General features: G+C 72.7%; 18 protein-coding genes. 11 read left to right on the top strand and 7 right to left on the bottom strand.

The window, feature by feature from the left end; genetic code table 11:
* The coding region (locus ABZ464_RS50455; RefSeq protein ID WP_359289463.1) for an ATP-binding cassette domain-containing protein at window positions 1–582 on the bottom strand (582 nt) is incomplete at its 3' end.
* Between the two features lie 298 nt (window positions 583–880).
* Here ABZ464_RS50455 and ABZ464_RS50450 point away from each other — a divergent pair.
* Window positions 881–1,369 (top strand): lamin tail domain-containing protein, encoded by a 489-nt coding sequence (locus ABZ464_RS50450; RefSeq protein ID WP_359289461.1) that lies wholly within the window; start codon window positions 881–883, stop codon window positions 1,367–1,369.
* Between the two features lie 58 nt (window positions 1,370–1,427).
* Here ABZ464_RS50450 and ABZ464_RS50445 read toward each other — a convergent pair whose 3' ends face one another.
* Both ABZ464_RS50445 and ABZ464_RS50440 read right to left on the bottom strand, forming a co-directional pair.
* A complete protein-coding gene (locus ABZ464_RS50445; protein WP_359289459.1) occupies window positions 1,428–2,567 on the bottom strand; it encodes a PQQ-dependent sugar dehydrogenase in 1,140 nt (379 codons plus the stop codon).
* Between the two features lie 4 nt (window positions 2,568–2,571).
* Window positions 2,572–3,606, bottom strand: a complete 1,035-nt coding sequence (locus ABZ464_RS50440; RefSeq protein WP_359289457.1) for a glycoside hydrolase family 5 protein — start codon at window positions 3,604–3,606, stop codon at window positions 2,572–2,574.
* Window positions 3,607–3,933: 327 nt separating this feature from the next.
* On the opposite strand from ABZ464_RS50440, the gene ABZ464_RS50435 reads away from it, so the two are divergent.
* The 4 genes from ABZ464_RS50435 to rsgA all read left to right on the top strand — a co-directional run bounded on the left by ABZ464_RS50435 (window position 3,934) and on the right by rsgA (window position 9,108).
* Entirely contained in the window at window positions 3,934–5,589 is a 1,656-nt protein-coding gene (locus tag ABZ464_RS50435; RefSeq protein ID WP_359289455.1) for a glycosyltransferase family 2 protein, read from the top strand.
* Window positions 5,590–5,762: 173 nt separating this feature from the next.
* Window positions 5,763–7,292, top strand: coding sequence for an APC family permease (locus tag ABZ464_RS50430; RefSeq protein ID WP_359289453.1), 1,530 nt, complete (start codon window positions 5,763–5,765; stop codon window positions 7,290–7,292).
* 130 nt (window positions 7,293–7,422) lie between these two features.
* Entirely contained in the window at window positions 7,423–7,950 is a 528-nt protein-coding gene (locus ABZ464_RS50425; RefSeq protein WP_359289451.1) for a hypothetical protein, read from the top strand.
* Between the two features lie 48 nt (window positions 7,951–7,998).
* Entirely contained in the window at window positions 7,999–9,108 is a 1,110-nt protein-coding gene (rsgA, locus tag ABZ464_RS50420) for a ribosome small subunit-dependent GTPase A (RefSeq protein ID WP_359289449.1), read from the top strand.
* 11 nt (window positions 9,109–9,119) lie between these two features.
* Here rsgA and ABZ464_RS50415 read toward each other — a convergent pair whose 3' ends face one another.
* Complete coding sequence (locus ABZ464_RS50415) at window positions 9,120–9,755, bottom strand: histidine phosphatase family protein (protein ID WP_359289447.1); 636 nt, start codon at window positions 9,753–9,755, stop codon at window positions 9,120–9,122.
* Between the two features lie 38 nt (window positions 9,756–9,793).
* Window positions 9,794–10,546 (bottom strand): SDR family oxidoreductase, encoded by a 753-nt coding sequence (locus ABZ464_RS50410; protein ID WP_359289445.1) that lies wholly within the window; start codon window positions 10,544–10,546, stop codon window positions 9,794–9,796.
* 176 nt (window positions 10,547–10,722) lie between these two features.
* On the opposite strand from ABZ464_RS50410, the gene ABZ464_RS50405 reads away from it, so the two are divergent.
* Genes ABZ464_RS50405 through ABZ464_RS50380 form a run of 6 tightly spaced genes read left to right on the top strand, consistent with a single transcriptional unit; the run spans window position 10,723 to window position 20,760 of the window.
* Window positions 10,723–12,039, top strand: a complete 1,317-nt coding sequence (locus ABZ464_RS50405) for an aminotransferase class III-fold pyridoxal phosphate-dependent enzyme (protein ID WP_359289443.1) — start codon at window positions 10,723–10,725, stop codon at window positions 12,037–12,039.
* Window positions 12,036–13,778: a class I adenylate-forming enzyme family protein gene (locus ABZ464_RS50400; RefSeq protein WP_359289441.1), complete on the top strand. Its 1,743-nt coding sequence runs from the start codon at window positions 12,036–12,038 to the stop codon at window positions 13,776–13,778. The genes ABZ464_RS50405 and ABZ464_RS50400 overlap by 4 nt, the downstream gene beginning before the upstream one ends.
* Entirely contained in the window at window positions 13,775–14,827 is a 1,053-nt protein-coding gene (locus ABZ464_RS50395) for a ketoacyl-ACP synthase III family protein (RefSeq protein WP_359289439.1), read from the top strand. Before ABZ464_RS50400 ends, ABZ464_RS50395 begins: the two co-directional genes overlap by 4 nt.
* Window positions 14,824–16,428 carry a polyketide synthase gene (locus ABZ464_RS50390; protein WP_359289437.1) on the top strand — a complete coding sequence of 535 codons (1,605 nt, stop codon included), beginning with the start codon at window positions 14,824–14,826 and terminating at the stop codon, window positions 16,426–16,428. Before ABZ464_RS50395 ends, ABZ464_RS50390 begins: the two co-directional genes overlap by 4 nt.
* Entirely contained in the window at window positions 16,425–20,030 is a 3,606-nt protein-coding gene (locus ABZ464_RS50385) for an acyltransferase domain-containing protein (protein ID WP_359289435.1), read from the top strand. Before ABZ464_RS50390 ends, ABZ464_RS50385 begins: the two co-directional genes overlap by 4 nt.
* The gene (locus ABZ464_RS50380; protein ID WP_359289433.1) at window positions 20,017–20,760 is read left to right on the top strand and encodes an alpha/beta hydrolase; all 744 of its coding nucleotides are present in this window, start codon (window positions 20,017–20,019) and stop codon (window positions 20,758–20,760) included. The genes ABZ464_RS50385 and ABZ464_RS50380 overlap by 14 nt, the downstream gene beginning before the upstream one ends.
* Here ABZ464_RS50380 and ABZ464_RS50375 read toward each other — a convergent pair.
* Together ABZ464_RS50375 and ABZ464_RS50370 are read right to left on the bottom strand one after the other, a co-directional pair.
* Window positions 20,727–21,695 (bottom strand): Gfo/Idh/MocA family oxidoreductase, encoded by a 969-nt coding sequence (locus ABZ464_RS50375; RefSeq protein WP_359289431.1) that lies wholly within the window; start codon window positions 21,693–21,695, stop codon window positions 20,727–20,729. The two genes, ABZ464_RS50380 and ABZ464_RS50375, sit on opposite strands and share 34 nt — an antisense overlap.
* A gap of 4 nt (window positions 21,696–21,699) precedes the next feature.
* A partial coding sequence (locus ABZ464_RS50370) for a radical SAM protein (RefSeq protein WP_359289429.1) occupies window positions 21,700–23,094 on the bottom strand: 1,395 nt, incomplete at its 5' end.

Below are 23,094 nucleotides of genomic sequence, written 5' to 3'. Positions count from 1 at the left end.
CCCCACCCGCTGCTGCATACCACCCGAGAGCTGATCCGGATACGAGTTCTCATAACCCGCCAAACCCACCAGCTCCACCACCTCCAGCGCCCGCCTCGTCCGCTCCGCCCGGCCCATCCCCCGGATCTCCAGCCCGAACGCCACGTTGTCCACCACCCGCCGGTGCGGCAACAACCCGAAATGCTGGAACACCATCGAGAACTTCCGCCGCCGCAGCTCCCGCAGCCGCCCCGCATCCGCCTGCCGGATGTCCTGCCCCTCGAACACCAGCTCACCCGACGTCGGCTCGATCAACCGCGTCAGACACCGCACCAACGTCGACTTGCCCGAACCCGACAAGCCCATCACGACGAACACCTCGCCCCTGCGGACATCGAAGCTCACATCGCGAACAGCCGCCGTACAACCCGTGCGGTCCATCAGCTCACGCCGGGTCAGGCCGCACAGCTCCGCGTCACCCGGCACCCGCTCGGCCTTCGGCCCGAACACCTTCCACAGATTGCGCACGGAGATGACCGGAGCGCCGTCCTCATCCTGAGATGTGCCGCGCCGCTGGGATACCTCGGTCTGTGTAGGGGTCACGATCGCCCTCTTTTCGGCGTTGTTCGGGCCGGATTCAACCCGGCGTGTTGCGCATCACGCATCGAATTGCTTGTGGTGGAACACCCTGGCGGCAGCACGGACGGGCGTCAAGAGGTTGATGGATGACGATTTAACAAGGGGTTTCGTGTTGCGCATTACTGATTTGGATGCGCAATACGCAACTGCGAGGCCTGTCTCTTCACGGGATGAACACGCAGAGCGCACACCGTCATCACATTCGGTATGCTCCAGGCGCTCCAATCGCACCATTGAGGGGGGATTCCTCATGCCCACGCGTATGCGTCACGTTCTGGCCACCGCGTCCCTGGCGGGCGCACTCGCCCTGTCGACCGCCGGTCCGGCCCAGGCCACCGAGTACACGTCCGCGCTGAAGCTCAAGGGCGTGCAGTACGACCCGCCCGGCGCCGACTCGAACCGGTGCTCCGGCGGCAACACCAAGGACGAGTACCTGACGATCAAGAACTACTCCCGGACCGCGACGGTCGATCTCCAGGGGTACGTCGTCAAGGACGCCACGGGCAACAAGTTCACCTTCACCGCGAGCCACCGGCTCGAACCCGGTGACTACGTGAAGCTGCGGGGCGGCCGGGGCACCGACTCCGACGCCGGCAACGTCGTCTACCGCCAGAACTGCAACTTCATCTGGAACAACGACAAGGACACCATCTACCTCGTGAAGCCCAACGGCTCACGGGCCGACGTCCACTCCTACACCAAGCGCGCGAACGACGCGGACGGCAACGGCTACATCACTTTCCACGGCTGACGCCCAGGGGTCCCCGGAGCCGGGTCGGTACGGCTCGGGGACCCCGTGCGCGGCGTGGTCAGCCGAGGTCGACCTGGAGGACCCGGTCCTTGCCCGGGCCCGCCTTGTCGGTGGTGACCCACAGGGCCTTGCGGCCCGGGACCTGCACGACGTCCCGGAGCCGGCCGAAGCCGTCGGTGTAGTACGCGACCGGGGTGCCGAGCGCGGTGCCGTCGACCGGGACGCGCCACAGCCGCTTGCCGCGCATGGCGCCCACGTACAGCGCGCCGTCGACGTAGGCGAGGCCGCTCGGCACGCCCTTGGTGGGGTTCCACGTGTGCTCGGGGTTGGTCATACCGGCCTTGGCGCAGACACCCTCGCACATGGGCCAGCCGTAGTTCTGGCCGGCCCGGACCAGGTTCAGCTCGTCGTGGGTGTCCTCGCCGATCTCCGTCTCCCACAGGTTGCCCCGGTCGTCCCAGGCCAGGCCCTCCGGGTTGCGGTGGCCGTAGGAGTGGACGAGGGTGCCGAAGGGGTTGCCGAGGGCCGGCTTTCCCTCCTTGGTCATGCGCAGGATCTTGCCGTTCAGCGAGTTCCTGTCCTGCGCCGAGTCCGGGGTGTCGGCGTCGCCGGTGGTGGCGTACAGATAGCCGTCGGGGCCGAACTTGATCCGGCCGCCGTTGTGCAGTCCCTTCTCGATGCCGGTGACGAGCGGGGTGTACCCGGTGAGGCGGGAGCCGTCGTACGTCATCCGGGCGATGCGGTTGCCGTCCTTCGCCTGGTGGTAGACGAAGACCTGGTGGTCCCGGCTCCAGTCGGGCGACAGGGCGATCCCGAGCAGGGTCTCCCCGCTGTCCGGGGCGGCGATCCGGGGCTCGGCCGGGACCTCGGTCCTGGTGCCCGACGCGGTGACCTTGAAGACCTTGAGGGTGTCCCGCTCATTGACGAGTGCCGTACCGTCCGGCAGCCAGTTCACGCCCCAGGGGATGGTCCATCCGGACGAGACGGTCCGGATGCCCGAGGGGCTCGGCCGGCCGGACGAGCCGGACGAGCCGGACGGGGCCGTTCCGCCGCCCGTGGCCGGGCCCTCCTTGGGCACGGCCGGCACCGGTGGCGCGGCGGCACCGCTCCCGGCCGTCGTGAGCAGCAGCCCGCCCACCGCGGCCGCGGCGGCCGCGGCGCGGGCCGTGGCCCTGCGGCGCGACCTGTCGGCGTGCACGGGATCAGCCCCTGATCCGGTCGCGGACCCAGACACCGTTGGGCGAGAGCGCGGCGGTGCCGAACTTGCCCGTGCTGCAGGCGCCCTTCTTGAACACCGACAGATCCTTGTGGTTGTCGGAGAGGCTCCAGTTCGTCCAGCCGATCTTCTTCTTGGCCATGAGGTCGACGAACTTCTGGGCCATGGGGTAGTCGGTGCCCCAGCCGTTCCAGGAGGCGACGGCCCACTCGGTGACGAAGATCGGGAGCTTGTCCGAGGCACGGTCCAGCAGCTTCAGGAACTGCTCCCGCCCGGCCGTCGCATAGAAGTGGTACGTGTACATGACGTTCTTGTCGCGCACCGGGTCCGCGATGATGACCTTCTCGTTGGTCGCCTCGGCCGCGCCGAGCGTGGCCCAGCCGCGGGTCGGGACGAGGACGACGCTGCCGGGGGCGCGGGAGCGGATCACCGGCATGATCTTCTCGGCGTAGTCCTTGATGGTCGACCAGCTCACCCCGTGGGGCTCGTTGGCGATCTCGTAGATCACGTTGTTCTTGTTCTTGTGCTTCTCGGCGATGGCCTTGAAGAACGCGCGCGCGTTGTCGAGGTCCTCGTGGGGATCGCCGGGGTGGATCGTGTGCCAGTCGACGATGACGTACATGCCGCGGGCGCTCGCCATGTCGACGAGCCTGCTCGCCAGTTCGGTGTATTTCTTCGGATCCGCGCGATAGGCGCCCTCTCGGGCGTAGGTCGACACCCGCAGCACGCTCGCCTTCCAGTCCTGGGCGACCGCGTCCAGCGCGGCGCCGGTCAGGCACTGCGGGTACCACTGGGTGCCGTGGGTGCTCATACCGCGCAGCTGGACCGGCTGGTTGGACTCGCCGCACAGTTGGGTGCCGCAGACATGGAGCTTGCCGTAGGTCTGCACCGGGGTCTTGGCCTTGGGGGCCGTTCCGGATCCGGCCGCGTGCGCCGGGTTCGCGGGGAGGAAGCCGACCGCCGCCGCGAGAGCCAGCGAGGTCCAGGCGACGCGACGGGCGCGGGAATGCGTCGAGGGCATGTGTGCCTCCAGTTCCTGAGGGGGGACCAAAGGCAAATATGACGATACGACAGCTCATGGGTGAGGGACCGTCACCGCGATTCGTGCGAGCCCCGGTCAAGGTTCACCCGAGTGCGGACACCGCGCTCCGTCGCTCCCCCGCGTCCCTCCGAAGCCCCAGGAGACCCCCGTTCGTCGGGCTCTTCGCGGGGTGCCACTCCGGCGCATCCTTCCTTCGAGCGACCGGTGCAGCAATCAGCCCAGCGGAAGGCGCAGCTCACACCCTCCGTGGCTATCGGTTGGAGGTGACCGATCCCCTTCAAGGAGCACGCCTTCGAGGAGCACACCTTGAGCCTGGATTCCTTTGACCTCGCACTGGAGACCGACCGACGACAGTCCATCCCGCGTATAAGCCCCCGGTCCGGACAGCAGGCCGGCGGCGTCCTCCCCCAGCCCCCGGACGACGACGAGAAGTACTCCTATGCGAGACGTCGTCTCTGGGTGCTCACCGGAGCCTCACTCCTCAGCATGGGCTGTCTGGTCTACAGCCAGTCCCGGCTGATCCAGTCGTCGCCCTGGCTGTTCGTCCTGCTGCCGTGTCTGGTCTTCAGCATCCTTTACTACATCGCCTCACTGCGGGTGAACGGGTTCACCCCCGACTTCGATCTCAAGGCGCACCGCGACCTGGTCCGGGACTGGCGCCCCGGGACCTATCCGACGGTCGCCGTCTTCCTCCCGGTGTGCGGAGAACCCGTCGACGTCCTGGAGAACACCTGGACGCATGTGCGCCGGCTCGCCGACCGCTATCCCGGCAGAGCCACCGCTTATGTGCTCGACGACTCCGCCTCCGCCGAACTCGCCGCCATGGCCAAGGAGTTCGGCTTCGAGTACGGGAGCCGGCCCAACCGGGGCTGGTTCAAGAAGGCGGGCAATCTGCACTACGGGCTCGGCATCTCCGACGAGGAGTACGTGCTGATCCTCGACGCCGACTTCGCCCCGCGGGCGGATCTGCTGGAGGAGCTCCTGCCGTACATGGAGCACGATCCGAAGACCGGCATCGTCCAGTCACCGCAGTACTTCCGCGTGGGCCGGCGGCAGACCTGGATCGAGCGCGGCGCGGGTTCGGTGCAGGAGCTGTTCTACCGGGCCATCCAGGTGTCCCGGCAGCGTCACGGCGGCGCCATCTGCGTGGGCAGCTGCGCCGTGTACCGGCGGGCGGCCCTGGAGGCCAACGGCGGTACGACGCTGATCGAGCACTCGGAGGACGTGCACACGGGCTTCGACCTGGGGCGCCTGGGCTGGAAACTGCGCTATGTGCCGGTCCCCCTCGCCACCGGCAACTGCCCCGACAACGTCAGCGCGTTCTACCACCAGCAGTACCGCTGGTGCTCGGGGTCCATGAGCCTGCTGGGCAGCAAGAAGTTCTGGAGCACCAAACTCCGGCCCACCACCCGGCTCTGCTACTTCTCCGGCTTCCTCTACTACATCCACACGGCGGTCTTCACGTTCGTGGCGCCCCTGCTGCCGATCGTCCTGCTGGTGGCCATGCCGGAGAAGCTCAAGGTCGACTACATGCTGCTGGTGCTGCCCAGCATCGTCTACACCCTGCTGGTCTTCCCGCTGTGGCACCGGTGCCCCTACCGGATCGAGGCCTGGGCCGTGCGCCTGCTGTACGGCTGGGCCCATCTGTTCGCCATCTGGGACATCGCCCGGGGCCGACGCCAGGCCTGGCGGCCCACCGGCTCGGCGTCCGCGGGCCGCAACTCCCACCTGCGCCTGCGCATCGGCGTCCGGGTGTGGAACGGCGGTACGGCACTGCTGTGGGTGGGCGTCGCGGCCTATCGCATGGTCACCCTGTACCCGCCGGACTTCGCCCTGGTGACGGCCTCCGGCCTGTTCTACGCCGTGGTCGTGGGCCGGGTCCTCGTGCCGCACCGCAACCCCCGAAAGGAGCCGGTCACCCCGGTCGCGCCCAGACGACTGAAACCCGCGGAGAGCCACTGAGAACCGCACTCGCCCCGAACGAGGTCCTCGCAGCCCGGCCGACGCTGCTGCGGGGACCTCGTTCGCTTCGTAAGTAACGGGCAAGACTTGCGCTCGAACACTTGTGGGTATTCGGGACGACGCCCCATCATTGGCCGGATCCCGCCCGTACCACGAGCATCCAGGAGCCCCCGGTGGCCGCTGGCCAGATCCTCTCCGAGCCGGCCGACACGCCGGCGGCAGCCCAGGCCGAGCGGCGGAAACTGCGCAAGCACTTCGGCCGCTTCGACATCCTCTTCTTCCTCCTGTGCACCATCGTCGGCGTCGACACCATCGGCACGGTGGCCTCCTCCGGCGCCGAGGCGTTCACCTGGCTCATCGTGCTCGCCGTCGTGTTCTTCGTGCCGTCCGCGCTGCTGGTCGCCGAGCTCGGGGCCGCGTTCCCCGACGAGGGCGGGCCCTACATCTGGACCAGCCGGGCCTTCGGACGCCTCGCCGGCGCCGTCAACAACTTCCTCTACTGGATCACCAATCCGGTGTGGCTCGGCGGCACGCTGTCGGTGTCCGCCGTCACCGCCTTCACCGCCTTCTTCCACGACGGCAAGGACCTGAGCACCCCGGCCTTCTACGTCTTCACGCTCGCGTTCGTCTGGGTGGGCGTGCTCGCCGCGATCCTCTCCTTCGACGTCGGCAAGTGGATCCCCACCATCGGCGCCTGGAGCCGTTTCGCCCTCCTCGGCCTGTTCACCGTCACCGTGGTGATCTACGGCGTCCGGCACGGCCTGCACGGCTTCGGGCCCGGCGACTTCTCCCCGACGTACGCCGGATTCGTCGGCCTGGTCCCCGTCCTGATGTTCAACTACGTCGGCTTCGAGCTGCCGAACACCGCCGGCGAGGAGATGACGGACGCCCAGCGGGACGTACCCTTCGCCATCTTCCGCAGCGCCCTCCTCGCCGTGCTGCTCTACGCGCTGCCGATCCTCGGCATCCTGCTCGTCCTGCCGGTCAAGGCCGTCACCGGCCTCGGCGGGTTCATCGACGCGATCCGCCAGGTCTTCACCGTCTACGGCGGCTCGGTGGCCGGCGACGGCACCGCCACGCTCAGCGGCGCGGGCAGCCTGCTCGGGGACCTCGCCGCGATCCTGTTCATCCTCACCGTGCTGTCCTCCGGCGTCACCTGGGTCATGGGCTCCGACCGCGCCCTCGCCGTCTCCGGCTACGACGGCGCGGCACCCCGGTTCCTCGGCGTCATCTCCAGCCGGTTCGGCACCCCGGTACGGGTCAACGTCCTCAGCGGACTGGTCTCCACCGTCGTCCTGATCCTCGCCCACGAGCTGACCGGCGGCAGTGCCGCCAAGCTGTTCGGCGCCGTCCTCGGCCTCGCCGTCTCCACCACCCTCGTCAGCTATCTGGGCATCTTCCCGGCGCTCCCGGTCCTGCGCCGCAAGGCCCCGGACACCCCCCGCCCGTACCGGACGCCCCTGCCCCGCACGATCAGCACGGTGCTCACCCTGCTCGTCCTGTTCGCGAGCGTGCAGCTGATCGCCCCCGGCCTCGGCGACCACTGGTTCGGCCCCGACTACGCCCCGGACGGCTGGACCCACGCCGAGCGCTGGAGGTACCTGCTGACCGAAGCCGTCCCGCTGGCCGGGTTCATGCTCCTCGGCGTGCTGTTCTGGGCCCTGGGCAGGCCCACCCGCACCGCGGCCGCCACGAAGGGCTGACCCGTCCGATACACACCGTGCCGGTCCGACCGCGCCCCGCGACGTTGACGTACGCGGTCCGGGGGTACTCGGCGACCTGGCCGAGCAGACTCGGTGGTCATCGACAGGCCCCGCGGGCCGGAGGCGCACCATGAGCACGACAGCACAAGGCCCGGAGCGGCGAAGAGTCCTCGACATCTACCTCAACGACCACCTGGCCGGGGCGACGGCCGGCACCGAGCTGGCCCGGCGCATGGTCCGGGAGCACCACGACCCGGCGTACGGGGAGGAACTGCGGCGGCTGGCGGCGGAGATCGCGCAGGACCGGCGGTCCCTGCTCGGGATCCTGGCCGACCTCGGCATGCCGGTGCGGCACTACAAGGTGTACGGCGCGTGGCTGGGCGAGAAGGCCGCGCGGCTGAAGCCCAACGGGCGGTTGCTGCGCCGCTCCGGGCTCGCGGTCCTGGTGGAGCTCGAGGCCATGCGGCTGGGGGTGCAGGGCAAGGCGCTGCTGTGGCGGGCCCTGCTCTCCGCCTCCGCCCGGGAGCCGCGGCTGGAGACCGAGCGGCTGCGGGAGCTGCTGCAGCGGGCGGAACAGCAGCTCAGGACCGTGGACGAACTGCACCTCAGGGCGGCTGCGGCACTGCTGTCCACGCCCCCGGTGCCGGCCTCCGTGTGACGGGCAAGTCCCGGCCGCCCCTGCGGGGTTGGCCGGTACACTGGTGGCTTGACCACATCCCCCGCCGCCCCGCACCCGCTCCTCCCCTACGGCTGGAGCGAGGCGTTCGCGACCGGGTTCGCCGGACATGAGGCGCTGGGGCTGACCCCTGGTCGGGTGGTCCGGGTCGATCGCGGGTCGTGCGAGGTGGTGACCGTCGACCGGGACGGGCGGGCGGTGTTCCTGCGGGCGGGCGCCGGGGCGGTGGGCTCCGCCGATCCCCTGGGCCGGCCCTGTACCGGGGACTGGGTGGCCCTCGACCCGGAGCAGGGCGTGGTGCGGGCGGTGCTGCCGCGGCGTACGGCGTTCGTGCGGGCCGTCTCCTCGCAGCGGTCGGACGGGCAGGTGCTGGCCGCCAACGTCGACCGGGTGCTGATCGCCGTGTCCCTGGCGGACGAGCTGGACCTCGGGCGCGTCGAGCGGTTCCTGTCGCTGGCGTGGGAGAGCGGCGGGCAGCCGGTGGTGGTGCTGACCAAGGCCGATCTGGTGCCCGACGCGACGACCCTGTCGTATCTCGTGGAGGACACCGAGGGGGTGGCCCCCGGGGCGCGGGTACTGTCGGTCAGCGCGGCCACCGGACAGGGCATGGACGCTCTCGCGGCCCTCGTCCGCGACGGCACGGCCGCGCTGCTCGGGATGTCCGGCGCCGGAAAGTCCACCCTCGCCAACGCGCTCACGGGGACGGACGCACAGCGCGTGGACGCCACCCGGGACAGCGACGGCAAGGGGCGGCACACGACGACGACCCGCGATCTGCTGCCGCTGCCGGGCGGCGGGGTGCTCATCGACACCCCGGGGCTGCGCGGGGTGGGGCTCTGGGACGCGGACGGCGGTCTCGCCCAGGCCTTCACCGAGGTCGAGGTCCTCGCCCGGGACTGCCGCTTCCACGACTGCTCGCACCGGACGGAACCCGGCTGCGCGGTGCTCGCGGCGGCCGAGGACGGGACCCTGCCGCTGCGGCGGCTGGAGAACTACCACAAGCTGGTCCGTGAGAACGAGCGGATCGCCGCCCGCAGCGACGCACGCCTGAGCGCGGAGCTGCTGCGGGACTGGAAGCGGAAGAAGGCGCTGGGCCGCCACATGATGGAACGCAAGCGGGGGCCCCGACAGGACGGCTGAGGCGAAGGCGCTCAGGCGTCGTCGAGATGCCGTGCGTCGTCGAACCGGCCCAGCCGCCACCGGGTGCCGTCGTGGACGAACTCGTTGATCGAGGTCGCCGCGGGCGTCGCGTCGGTGAACAGCGTCTGCGGCACCACGTCCAGCAGCGCGGACATCACCGCGACGATGAGACCGGCGTGGCAGACCACGACGGCGGTCCCGCCCCGGTGCCGGGGCAGCAGCGCGTCGACGGCGCGTCCGGCCCGGACCCGGAACTGGTTCCAGGTCTCCCCGCCGGGCGCGAAGGGCCGGTCGGGATCGGCCGTCATGTCGAACGAGCCGTGGCGGCGCAGGTGTTCCTCGATGGACAGGCCGTCGGCCGCCCCGAAGTCGAGTTCCCGGACCTCCCTGTCGACGTCCGGCGCCCCGACGCGCAGCCCCTGCGCGAGGATGTCGGCCGTCTCGCGGGCTCTGCGGACGGGGCTGGTGAGAAGCGCGTGCGGCCGCAGCCGTTCCGCCGTCAGCCGGGCCGTGAGCCGCGCGGCCTGTTCGCGGCCCCGCTCGGTGAGTCCGCGGCAGCTGCGGGAACCCGCGATCAGCTTCTTCACGCTGGCGTGCGACTGCGCGTGCCGCACCAGCAGGACATGGGTGGCGGAGCTGTGTTCCATGCGTGTCGTGGTCCTTGGGTCGGCCTGCGGAAGACAGGTCAGTGGAGATCCCAGCCGCCGTCGACGGTCAGGCTCTGGCCCGTGATGAATCCGGCTTCCGGGGAAACCAGAAACGCCACGGCCGCCGCCACGTCCTCGGGACGCCCATGCCGTTTGATGCATTGGCGGGCGAATTCCCGTTCACGCCAGGCCGGGTAATCCGGATGGGACCGTTGCTCGACGCTGAGTTCGATCGGCCCCGGTCGCACGGAATTCACTGTAATCCCCTGCGGGCCGAGTTCGCGGGACAGGGCGCGCACGAATGCCTCGAGACCGCCTTTGGCGGCGATGTAGGGGGCGAGTTCCACGCGTCCGATCCGGGTGAGCACGGTGGAAACGGCAACGATCCGGCCAGACCCGCGCGCCACGAAATGCGGGGTGGCCGCCCGTGCGCAGGCGATATGCGCGAGGAGATTGATGTCGACGGCCGATCTGATCTCGTCCCAGGTGGTTTTCTGCCATGGCGCATATGTGTATGCGCCGGCATTGCAGACAAGAACGTCCAGCCTTTCCCGGCACAGTGTCATGGCCTGACCGAGCCGTTCCACGGTCTCCTCGCGGGTGAGGTCCCCGGGCACGGTGGCGACCACGTCCGCACCCGCCGCCGACACCCGTTCGACGGTCCTGACCAGGCCGGAGTCCTGGACCAGATGGGTCAGCACCAGGTCATGGGTGGCGGCGAGCCGTACGGCGACGGCGGCCCCGAGGCCCGAACCCGCCCCCGTGACCACGGCGACGCCCCGAGAAGACATCACATTCCCCCTCCGCAACGCGGCCTGATCACCCGTCCGATCCTGCCACCCAAGACTGGCCGATCACCCCCCGTGATCCGGCCATTCCGGCAACGTCCGCTGTCGGCCATCAAATCTCTGCGGCATTCTGTGGTTTCGGATCAGGCCGACGAAGCTGGAGGTTTTCAGTGGGTGCCATGGACGCCGAACGTCGGACGAATACTGATTACCTGAAAAGCATCAAGGAGGTCGTCGCCGGGGGCGTCAGCAGCAGCATGCGCGCCGCGGCGGTACCCGTCCCCCTCGTCGTACGGCGCGCCCACGGATGTTCGATCCACGATGTCGAGGACAGCGAGCTCGTGGACTTCAACATGGGCTACGGACCCCATCTCTTCGGTTACGCGGACCCCGATGTCGCGGAGGCCGTGGCCGATCAGTTCACCCAAGGTCATATGACCGGGCTGCCGCACGCATTGGACGCCGAGGCCGGCGCCCTGGTCGCCGAACTGGTGCCCGGTGTGGAGCAGGTCAGGTTCGCCAATTCCGGCACCGAGGCGGTCGCCTCCGTCCTGCGGCTCGCCCGTACCGTCACGGGCCGCTCCCTGGTGGTCACCTTCGAGGGGCACTACCACGGCTGGAGCGAGACCGTGCTGCGGGCCGGCAAGACCACGCTCCAGGTCGCGGGCACCCGGCCGACCGACGTCGTCCCCGGGGCGCCCGGGATGATCCCCGAGGCGCTCGCGCACACCGCGCAGCTGCCCTGGAACGACGCCGACGCCGTCCGGGAGTTCTTCGCCCGGGACGGCGACCGGACGGCCGCCGTCATCCTGGAGCCGGTGCTGGCCAACGCCGGGGTGATCCCCCCGGCCCCCGGCTTCCTCGAACTGCTGCGCGACCTGACCTCGCGCAGCGGCGCGCTCCTCGTCTTCGACGAGGTGATCACCGGCTTCCGGGTCGCCCGCGGCGGGGCGCAGGAGCGCTACGGCGTCGAGCCCGACCTGACCGTGCTGTCCAAGGTGATGGGCGGCGGCTTCCCCGTAGCGGCTTTCGGCGGACGCAAGGAGGCGATGCGGCTGCTCGCCACGAACGAGGCGCACCACGCCGGTGTCTACGCCGGGAACCACGCCGCCCTGCGCGCGGTCGTCGCCATGCTCACCAAGATCCGTGCCCGGCCGGGGCTGTACGACGAGCTGGAGGCGATCGGCGCCGACGCGGAGGCGGCGGTGCGCGAGGTGTTCGCCGCCGAGAAGCGGCCGGTGCACATCAACCGGGTCGGCACCCTGATGTGCGTGGCGCTGCTGCGGAAACCGCCCGAGCGGGGCGACACCCTGCGCGATCTCGCCGACGCCGTCGACTTCTCCCGGCACCGCCGTCTGCAGACCCTGGCCCAGCGCGAGGGCGTCTACTTCCACCCCCACGCGCTGGAACCGTGGTTCCTGAGCACCGCGCACTCCGGGGAGGTCCTCGACAAGGCGGCAGGGGCGTTGCACCGCGCGCTGACCGAGCTCGGATGACCGCCGCGCGCACGGAACTGCTCTCCCTGCTGGGCGAGCGGGCGGCCCGGCTCGGGGACCGGCCGCTGATCAGCGACGAGACCGGAAGCACCGGTGCGGGGCGGTTGATCGAACGGGTCGAGGCCAAGGCCCGGGCGCTGCGGGCGGCGGGCGCGGGTCCCGGGGTCCTCGTCGGGACCCTGGGCGGGCCCGCGGCCGAGTTCGTCAGCGAGGTGTTCGCGATCCTCGCCACCGGGGCGGTCGCCGTACCGCTCTCGCGCCGGCTGACCCCGTGGGAGCTGGCGCGGCTCGGCGAACGCTGCCCGCTGGACCTCCTCTGGGCCCCCCTGGACTCGCCGTCGGCGCTCCCGTTCCCGGCCGAGGGCTGCGGGGCGCGCCGGCTGACGAGCCAGCGGGAGCCGGCGCGCCGGTCGCCGGGCCCGGGAGAAGCGCCGCGCCGCCGCGCCTTCGAGGCGGCGGCGACGGCCCAGATCACCTCGGGCACCACCGGCCGCCCCCGGGTCGCGCTGCGTTCCGCCGACGCGCTGCTCGCCGAGGTGGAGAACTACCGTGCGGCCCTCGCACTGGGCCCGGACAGCCGGCTGTTGTGTCCGGTGCCCCTCCAGCACGCGTACGGCTTCGGGCTGTGCGCCCTCGCCGCGCCCCTGGCGGGCGCCCACGTCCGCTGCACGGCGCCGGACAGGCCGCGGCTGCTGCTGCGCGAGATCGCCGACGACGGCGTGACGCTGTTCGTCGGGGTGCCCCCCATGCTGCGGCTGCTCGCCCGGTCCGCCCGCGCGCTGCCCTGGGAGGGGCGCACGGTGGGGTTCCTCTCCGCCGGGATGGCGCTGGACGCGCACACCGCCGAACTGGTCGCGACCCGGCTCCGCGGGCACATCGGCCAGGTCTACGGGACCACCGAGACCGGGCCGATCTGTGTGACCCGCCCGGCCCCGTGGCGCCCGGACGCCACCGGCCCCGGCGCGCCCCTGCCCGGGGTGGAGGTCCGGCTGGTCCCCGTCCCGGAGACCGGGCCGGACACCGAGGCGGGCACCGGGCGGGAAACCCGGGCGGACACCGTCCCGGGCACCGGACAGGAAACCGGCACGGGCACCCGGGACACCGTCGCGGGCACCGGACAGGAAACCGGCGCGGGCACCCGGGACACCGTCGCGGGCACCGGACAGGAAACCGGCACGGGCACCCGGGACACCGTCGCGGGCACCGGGCAGGGAACCGGCGCGGGCACCCGCGAGGAGACCGGCGGGGGCACCGCGGCGGACACCGGCACGGGACTGGTCACCGTCACATCGCGGTCCGCGATGCTCGGTTACGCCGAGCGGGACTCCGTCGACACGGCACCGCTGCGGGGCGGGTTCACCACGGGTGACCTGGGCCGCTGGGAGGAGGGGCGGCTCGTCCTCGCCGGGCGGCTGTCCACCTGCATCAACGTCGCGGGCGCCAAGATCGGCCCGGAGGAGATCGAGGCCGTCCTGCTCGCCTTCCCCGAGGTCGCCTCCTGTCTCGTCGCCGGCGCCGACGACCCGGTCCTCGGGCAGCGGATCGTGGCGACCGTGACCCCCGGGACGGTCGACCTGGAGAAGCTGGAGCGCTTCTGCCGGGAGCGTCTGTCGCCCTCCTGGGTCCCCCATTCCTTCGCCTCCGTGGCACACCTGCCCACCACCGAGACCGGGAAGGTCATCCGACCGAGGACCGGACCGCCGGGACAGCCCGGCCGTCCGGACAGTAAGGACAAGTGAGCGTGCGAACAGAGAACCTCTTCCTGGCAGGCACCGGCGCGTACATCCCGCCCAGGGCGAGCGTGGCCGAGGCGGTGCGGCGCGGCGCGTACGACAGGGAGCGGATGGACTCCTGCGGGTGGCGGAACATCGCCGTGTCCGACGGGGTCTCCGCCCCGGACATGGCGGTGGCGGCCGTACGGCAGGCGGTGCGCCGCTCGGGCCTCGGCCCGGAGGACATCGACCTCCTCGTGCACTCCTGCGCCTACCACCAGGGACCCGACGGCTGGTCGGCGCCGCACTACATCCTGCGGTCCACCCTCGGCTCCACCGTTCCGGCGCTGACGGTGGAGCAGGGCTGCAACGCCTTTCTCGCCGCCCTGGAGATGGCCGCCCAGTACCTGCTGTGCGCGTCCTCGCGCACCGGGGCCGTGGTGTGCGCCGCGGACAACTTCGGCGCCCCCTCGGTCGACCGGTGGTACGCGCACCGGGACGCGGTGCTGGCCGACGCGGCGACGGCGGTCGTGCTGTCGAAGCAGTCCGGCTGGGCCGCGCTGCGCTCCGTGGAGTCGGTGTCGCTCCCGCACTTCGAGATCCTCAACCGGGGCCACGAGCCGATCTTCCCGCCGGCCGTCACGACCGGGCGCCCGCTGGACATGAACGAGCATCTGGAGGCGATGGTCGAGGAGCTGGGCCCGAAGGCGTCCGAGATCGTGCAGGAGTACGGGGCGAGCGGGACGAAGCTGGTCGAGCAGGTCACGGCCGAGGCGGGGATCGCCGTGGCGGACCTGTCGCGGGTGCTCCATCTCGGGGCCGCGACGACGGACTTCCTCAACAGCCATCTGCGGCCGATGGGGCTGGACGCCGCGCTGGGCGCCGTCGACTTCTTCCGCGACGTGGGGCACGCGGGCGCCACCGACGTGGGACTGCAGCTCAACCACCATGTGGAGGCAGGTGATCTGAGAGCGGGCGATCATCTGCTCCTGCTGAGCGCCGGCCCCGGGCTGATGATCACCGCCGCGGTCGTCACCGTGCTGGAGATCCCGGGCTCCGAGGGGGGCGACGCGTGACGCACCCGCACGTCCCCGCGCCGGCCGGGCCCGAGGAGCCCGTCGCCGTGGTCGGGCTGAGCTGCCGGTACCCCGGTGCGGCCGACTCCCCCGCCGCGTTCTGGGACCTTCTCGCCGAGGGCCGGGACGGCGTGCGCGACGGAGCGGAGCGCTGGGCGCCGTACGCGGACGCGGGGCCCGAGCAGGAGGCCGTCGTACGGACCACCACGAGCCGGGGCGGTTTCCTCGCCGACATCGCCGGTTTCGACGCGGAGTTCTTCGGGATCGCGCCGCGCGAGGCCGAGCTGATGGACCCGCAGCAGCGGCTGCTGCTCGAACTGGCCTGGGAGGCCCTGGAGGACGCGGGGATCCCGCCGCTGGGCCTCGGCGGCGGCGACTGCGGGGTCTTCGTGGGCGTCGGCTCGGACGACTACGGGCGGCGCCTGCTGGAGGACCTCCCCGGCATCGAGGCGTGGACCGGGATCGGCGCGGCGATGTGCGCCACCGCGAACCGTGTCTCCCACAGCCTCGATCTGCGCGGCCCGAGCCTCGCCGTGGACACCGCGTGCTCGGCCTCCCTGGTCGGCGTCCATCTGGCCCGCCGGAGCCTGCTGTCCGGGGAGTGCGACGTGGCGCTGGCGGCGGGGGTGAACCTCATGGTCGCGCCCGGGCTGTCGGTGACCCTGGACCGGGCGGGCGCCACCTCGCCGGACGGCCGCAGCAAGCCCTTCGACGCCTCGGCGGACGGCTACGGCCGGGGTGAGGGCGCGGGCGTCCTCGTCCTGAAGCGGCTGTCGGACGCCGAGCGGGCCGGCGACCGGGTGCTGGCGGTGATCCGGGGCAGCGGGGTCAGCCAGGACGGACGGACCGCCGGCATCATGGCGCCCAGCGGCGAGGCGCAGGCGGACCTGCTGCGCACGACGTACGCGAAGTGCGGGATCGCGCCCGTCGGCGTGGACTACGTGGAGGCGCACGGAACCGGCACCGTGGCGGGCGATCCGCTGGAGGCCGGGGCGCTCGCGGCGGTCTTCGGCGCGGGCCGGCCGGCCGACCGTCCCTGTCTGATCGGGTCGGTCAAGGGCAACATCGGGCATCTGGAGGCCGGTTCCGGGATCGCCGGGATGATCAAGACGATCCTCGCGCTGGTGCACGAGGAGATCCCGCCCACCGCCCACCACGTCTCGCCCAACCCGCGCATCCCGTGGGAGGAGTCGCGGCTGCGGGTGGCGAGGGAGCGCACACCGTGGCGGCGCGGGGAGCGTCCCCGGCGGGCGGGCGTCTCCAGCTTCGGCTACGGCGGCACGATCGCCCACGTCGTCCTGGAGGAGGCGCCGGCCCGGCCCGCGCGGTCCCCCGCCGGGCAGGACGCGCTGCCCCGGCTGTTCCCGCTGTCCGGGCGGTCCGGGTCGGCCGTCCGCGAGGACGGGCCCGGCTCGCCGACTGGCTGGCCGGACCCGGCGCGGGCGTTCCGCTCACCTCCCTCGCCCGGGACCTCGGGGCCCGGCGCAGCCATCTCGACCACCGGGTCGCCGTCGTCGCCGCCGGTCCCGGGGAACTGGAGGGCGGGCTGCGCCGGTTCGCGGCGGGCGAGTCGGTCCCCGGGGTCGTCGAGGGCCCGGTGACGGGCGCGGGCGGCGACGGGGTGGTGTGGGTGTTCTCCGGCACCGGCGCGCAGTGGCCCGGCATGGGCCGTGAACTGCTGGCCACGGAGCCGGTGTTCGCCGAGGCGGTCGACCGGATCGGGCCGGTGTTCGCCGAGGAGATCGGCGCGACGGCCCGCGAGCTGATCGAGGACGGGGACGTCGGCCGCGTCGATGTCGCCCAGACGATGATCTACGCGGTCCAGCTGGGTCTGGTCGCCCTGTGGCGGTCGCTCGGGTTCACGCCGTCGGCGGTCCTCGGCCACTCGATGGGGGAGATCGCGGCCGCCGTGACGGCCGGCGTCCTGTCGCCGCAGGACGGTGCGCGGCTGGTGTGCCGGCGCAGTGTGCTGCTGCGGCGGGTGGCCGGTGCGGGCGGCATGCTGATGATCGGACTGCCCGCCGAGGAGACGGCGGCCCTGCTGGACGGCGCCGGGACGGTGGTGCCGGCGGTGCTCGCCTCGCCCGCGTCGACCGTGGTGGCGGGCGGCGCGGCGGAGATCGACGCGCTCGCCGGGCAACTGGCCGCGGATCCGGCCCTGCTGGTGCGCCGGGTGGACAGTGACGTGGCGTTCCACAGCCCGCAGATGGAGCCCCTGGCCAAGGAGCTCGCCGAGGCCGCCGCCGGCCTCGACGTCCACGCGCCCCGCCTCCCCGTCTACGGCACAGCGCTGGAGGATCCCCGGGACGCGGCTCCCCGGGACGGCGCCTACTGGGCGGCCAATCTGCGCAACCCGGTGCGGTTCGCCGGGGCGGTGGCCGCGGCGGCCGAGGACGGGTTCAGGACCTTCCTGGAGGTGTCGGCCCATCCCGTGGTCCGGCACTCCGTGCAGGAGACCCTGGAGGCGGCCGGGGCCGACCGGCACTGTGTCGCGGGATCCCTGCGCCGGGACGGCGGCGGGCGGGCGCAGCTGCTGGCGAACGCGGGGCTGCTGTACTGCGCGGGAGCGGCCGTGGACTGGCCCGCGGGCCCCGACGTACCGCCGCTGTCCCTGCCGCCGCGCAGCTGGCGACGGCAGCGTCACTGGCGCGGGCCGACGGTCCGCCGGCCAGACCGCGGCCGGCACGACAGCGCGGGCCGCACCCTGCTGGGGCAGCTGAGCACCCTGGCCGGAAGCACCCCGCTGGACCTGTGGCGCACCCGCGTCGACCTGGCGTCACGGCCGTATCCGGGCAGCCATGCGATCCACGGCGTCGAGATCGTCCCGGCGGCCGTCGTCCTCCAGACCTTCCTGGACGCGGCGGGCGGCCGGGCTCTGTCCGGGGTGTCGTTCGAGCTGCCGCTGACGCTGGCCGGGGCCCGGGACGTCGACGTGGTCGCCCAGGACGGCGTCGTACGACTGCTGTCCAGGACCGCGGACGAGGACGAGGACGGTCGGCCGTGGCTGACCCACGCCCTGGCCCGTGCGTCCGACGAGCCGACGCCACCGGCCCGTCCCGTGGCCGACGGCGGGCCCGGGACGCCGCTCGCCACGGACCGGATCGTCGCCGATCTGGCCTCGGTCGGGGTGCCGACGATGGCCTTCCCCTGGCGTGTGGACCGGCTGGAGCGCCTCGCCGGGGGGCTGCGCGCGGATGTCGTGGCGGCCGACGAACCGGCCCCGGCCGCGCGGACCTGGGCCCCGCTGTTCGACGCCGCGCTGTCCATGGCGGCCGTCGCCTTCCCGGGCCCCGCCGCCCTGCGCGTGGTGGCCGGGGTGGGGCGGGTGTGGACCACGGGCGAGCCGCCGGTCCGCGCCCGGATCGAGGCACTCGTGGCCGGGGGTGACGGACCGGTCACCGGCGCCGGGGGCACGGTGGGCGTGCGGATCGCGGCGGAGGACGGACGGACCGTGGCGGTGCTGGCCGGGGTGCGGTACGCGGCCGCGGAGGCGCGGACCCGCCCGGGCCCGCCCGCGGAGCTCCTGTTCCGGATGGACTGGCGGCCCCTGACGCACCGGGGCGGCGCCCTCCCCCGGACGCTGGTGGCGATCGGCGCGGCCGGCGCGCCGGCCGCACAACTGCGCACCGCCGCCGACCACTTGGGCATCCCCTGGCTGCCGGTGGTGGATCCGGACGCGCTCGACGGACTGCGCGGACGGGTGTCCGGGCCGGTGGACGTCCTGGTGCTGCCGTGCGCGGAGCCGCTGACGGCCGGGGACCTCGCGGTGCGGGAGGCGTGGCGGCTCGCCTGGGCGGCGCAGCGGCTCGGCGTGTGGCCACCCGGTACGGCGCGGCTGTGGTCGCTGACCACCGGGGTCCGTGAGGCGGACCGGCTGGAGGCGGTGGCCCAGGCGTCCCGGTGGGGGCTCGGCCGGGTCGTCGGGGGCGAGCACCCCGGCCTGTGGGGCGGCACCCTCGATCTCGGTGCGCGGCCCACGAGGGACGACCTGGTCACCGCTCTGCGGGTGATCGCCCAAAACCCGGGCGAGGACGTCGTCGCGGTCCGCGGGGGCGAGGCCTTCGTGAACCGGCTGGTCCCCGCGGGTGCGGACGCGGAGCACACACCGCCCCGGTGCCGGCCGGACGGCACCTATCTCGTCACCGGGGGGCTGGGCGGGCTCGGGGGCGAGATCGCCCGGTGGCTCGTGGAGCGGGGCGCGCGGCGTCTCGTCCTGGCCGGACGCGGTGGGCTGCCGCCCCGGTCGCGGTGGGACGCCGTGACGGATCCGGCCCTGGCCCGCCGTGTCGAGACGGTACGCGGGCTCGAGGCCCTCGGGGTGACCGTGCGCGTGGTGTCGCTCGATCTGGCCGACCCGGAGGCCGCGGCGGCCGCGCTGTCGCCGGACGCGCTGGGCCTGCCTCCGATCCGCGGGGTCGTGCACGCCGCCGGGGTCCTGCACGACCAGCTCGTCGACCGGCTGGACCCGGCCGCCCTGGCGGCGGTGCTGCGGCCCAAGGCCGGTGGCGCCCTGACCCTGCACCGGCTGTTCCCGCCGGGATCGCTGGACTTCCTGGTGCACTTCTCCTCGTGCGGGCAGTTCCTGGGCCTCACGGGTCAGGCGGCGTACGCCGCCGCCAACGCGTTCCTCGACGCCCTGGCCGCCCACGACCGCGCCCTCGGGGCGGACGGCAGCCTGAGTCTGGCCTGGACGTCCTGGCGGGGCATGGGCATGGCGGACAACGCGGCGGTGGACGCCGAACTGCGGGCGCACGGGGTCGGGGACATCACGGCCGCCGAGGCCTTCGGCGCCTGGGATCTGGCCGGCCGGTCCGGGGCCGCCTCCCTCGCGGTGCTGCGGACGGTGCCGCTGCCGCCGGGGGCGGGGCGCACGGGCCTGCTGAGCGACCTCACCGACGATCCGCCCGCGGCGCCGGCCGAGCCCGCCGGGATCCCGCGGGCGGCGGAGCTGACCGGGGAAGCGCTGCGGGAGCTGCTGCACGAGCAGACGGTCTCGGTCATCGTCAGCGAGATGAAGCTGGACCCGGCGGAGCTGGACCCGGACCGGTCGCTGCTGAAGACGGGGCTGGACTCGGTGATGGCGATCGTCATCCGGCGGCGGCTGGAACGGCTGCTGGAGCGCAAGCTGCCGGCCAATCTGGTCTGGCATCAGCAGACGGTCACGGCCATCGTCGACTACCTGGTGACCAGTGCGCGCTCCTGACACCGCGCTGACGTTGACCTGCCGGATCACCGGTGATCCGGCGGGGCGACCGACCGTGCTGCTGCACGCGCTGGGCGACACCGGGCGCAGCTGGGACCGGCTGGTGTCGGCGCTGCGGCCCCTGGGGCGCCGGTTGTTCGTGCCGGACCAGCGCGGGCACGGGCTGAGTCCCCGGGCCCGTGCGCAGGAGTACACCTTCGAGCTGATGTACCGGGATGTGATGGCCCTGCTGGACCGGCACCGGCTGGACGGCGTCGATCTGGTGGGGCATTCCATGGGCGGTCATGTCGCCTGGCTGGTCGCCCAGCGGCATCCCGCCCGGGTGGGCCGGCTGGTGATCGAGGACACGCCTCCGCCGCCGCGCGACCGGGCGGCGGAGGCGGAGCTGCGGGCCCGGTCCCGGCCGGCCGGCGACCGGGCGCCGGTCGTCTCCCTGTACCGGGAGTTCCGCGAGCTGCTGCGCACGGGGGAGCTGGACGGGGCCGCCGTGCGCCCGGTCATCGACGGCCTCGGACGGGCGGATCCCGGCTGGTGGCGGCGGCTGCCCGAGGTCACCGCCGAGACCCTGGTGATCAGTGGGGGCCTGTCCAGCCCGGTGCCCCGGTCCCTGCTGGCGGAGGTGGCCGCGGCGGTGCCCCGGGGGCGGCTGCTGGCCCTGGACGCGGGCCACTACGTGCATCGCGCGCAGCCGGAGCGCTACTGCGCCGAGGTGGCCCGCTTTCTCGGCTGACGCGCCGACGTGTAGGCCGCCTCGACGAGGAGCTGGACGGCCAGGGCGTCCCCGGCGCCCACCCTGCCGTGCGGGCCGCCGGCCGCGCCCGTCACCCGGTCGAAGTAGGCCGAGATCGCCGCGAGTTCGGGCCGGTCGCCGCCCTTGTCGACCGTGCCGTCCGCCCGGCGCAGTTCGCCCCGGCGCAGATCGAGGACGTGGTCGCCGTCCGGGGTGGTGACGGTGACCGAGGTCTCCAGGCGGCGCGCGGCCCGGTCGATGCTCAGGGTCGCGGGCAGGCCCCGGAAGGACAGGTCCAGCCGGACCCGCTCCTCGACGTCCGGCGCGTCCAGCTCGCACCGCCCGACCTCGGCCGGCCCGAACACGGTCGTGAGCAGGTCGAGGGCATGGGGTCCCAGGTCGAGGAGGGCACCGCCGCCGGCCCGGCGGGCGTCGCCGTACCAGGGGGTGCGGGCCCGCCAGACGCGGTTGCCGGGGGTGGCGAAGGTGAACGCGACGCGCTCGGCCCCGGCCCGGGCCGCCTCGGCGAACGCCCCGAGGAGCGGATGGAAACGGAAGGGCATGTTCACTCCGAGCAGTGTCTCGGCGGCGGGATGGGCGGCGATCCGGCGCGCCTGTGCCACCGTGGCGGCGAGGGGCTTCTCGCACAGCACCGCGATCCCGGCGTCCAGCGCCGCCAGTACCGGTCCGGCATGGGCGTCGTTGGGGGTGCAGACGCTGATCAGGTCCGGCCGGGTCTCCTCGATCAGCCGGTCGACGCAGGCGCCGGTCCACACCCCCGGCCGGTCCGCCGTCAGCTCCCGGGCCCGTTCGACGTCGGTGTCCACCACGCCCACCAGGTGCATCGCGTCCCGTTCGTCGGCGCAGGGCAGGTGGTAGCGCTCGAACACCCTGCCGCAGCCCACGGCCGCGAACCGGATCCGCTCACCGGTCATCCCGTCAGCCCCTCACCTGTGCCAGAGCGTGCTCGCCGCACGCCCGTGCCGTCTCGACGACGAAGTCCGGGAAGGCGAGACCGAGGTGCTCACGGTCGTACGCGGCGATCATGGCGCGTAGTTCGCTCTCCAGCCGGTCGGCCAGCCCCGGCGGGTTCTCGTCGGCGAGCAGCAGCCCCGCGTTGAGGAAGGCCACGAGCAGCCCGGCGAGGCCCTGGTCCCAGTGGCGCAGCCGGCCCAGCAGGGGGCGCAGGGAGGCGGCGCCGGTGCCGCGCCGGGCCCGTACGGCGTCGGCGATGCTCTGGGCGAGGAAGGGGACCTCGTTCTCCTTGCGGTCGTTGATCTCGGAGGAGACCCTGCTCCAGGCCGTCCAGAGGTGTTCCACGCGCTCGTCCTCGACCCGGTAGTCACGGCGGGCCTGGCGCAGGACCTCCCGGGCGGCGCCCTCCACCCCGGGGATGTCGGGCTCCTCGTACCGGGTGGCCTTGTCGTAGATCTCGGTGCCGCGCAGGGCGATGGCCCGGTTGATCAGGAAGAACGGGTTCTCGCTCTCGTGGACGCGGGCGGCCACGATGAACTTGAGGTTCTCCCAGAGCTCGTCGAGGGTCGTGCCCGGTTCGATCATGATCCAGCCGGGTTCCAGCTCGATGCGCTCCTCCTTGAAGAGACGGGCGGCGTCGAAGTTGTACTCGACCGTGGTGCCCTTGCGGAACCGCTTCATCATGCCGGGCGAGCCGGTCTCCATCCCGAGCAGCGCCAGGTCCATGCCGGCCCGGCGCAGGGTGCGCAGCGCCTCCCGGTCGATGAGACCGGTGTCGACGCGGAACTCGCAGTGGAAGTTGATCTTCAGATCGCGGCGCAGGACCTCCTCGGCGAAGCCGACGGCATGGTGGTAGCCGTCCTGGAAGGCGCCGCCGAAGTTGTCGTCGTTGAACCACAGGAACCGGGTGCCGAACTCCCGTTGCAGATACTCGATCTCGTCGACCGCGTCCTCCACGGGCCGCACCCGCCAGGGTCCGTCGACCACTCCGGGCTGCCGGGGGGCGTAGCAGAAGGTGCACTTGGCGTGGCAGCCGCGACTGGTGTACGTCGATGCGCGGGGCGTGGGGATGCCGTTCTTGCGGTGGTGGATGAGCAGGTCACGGGCGGGCCAGGGTTCGTTCGCGAGGTCGGGGAGCTTGGGCGAACCGCTGCTGCGGACCCTGCCGTCCTGCCAGAACCACAGCCCCGGCACACCCCGCCAGTCCCGCCCCGCCGCCAGACACTCCATCAGCCCCTCAACCGTCAGCTCACCCTCACCGAATGCCACACAGTCCGCCTCCGGGATCCGCTCCGCGATCAGCTTCGCGTTGTACGTGCAGAACGCCCCGCCGATCGCCACGAACACCGAAGGATCGGC

The sequence above is a fragment of the Streptomyces sp. NPDC005820 genome (genome assembly GCF_040630255.1).
Lineage (GTDB): Bacteria > Actinomycetota > Actinomycetes > Streptomycetales > Streptomycetaceae > Streptomyces.
The sequence above is the reverse complement of the archived record's forward strand: the minus strand, read 5'-3'. Positions and strand labels throughout refer to the sequence as shown.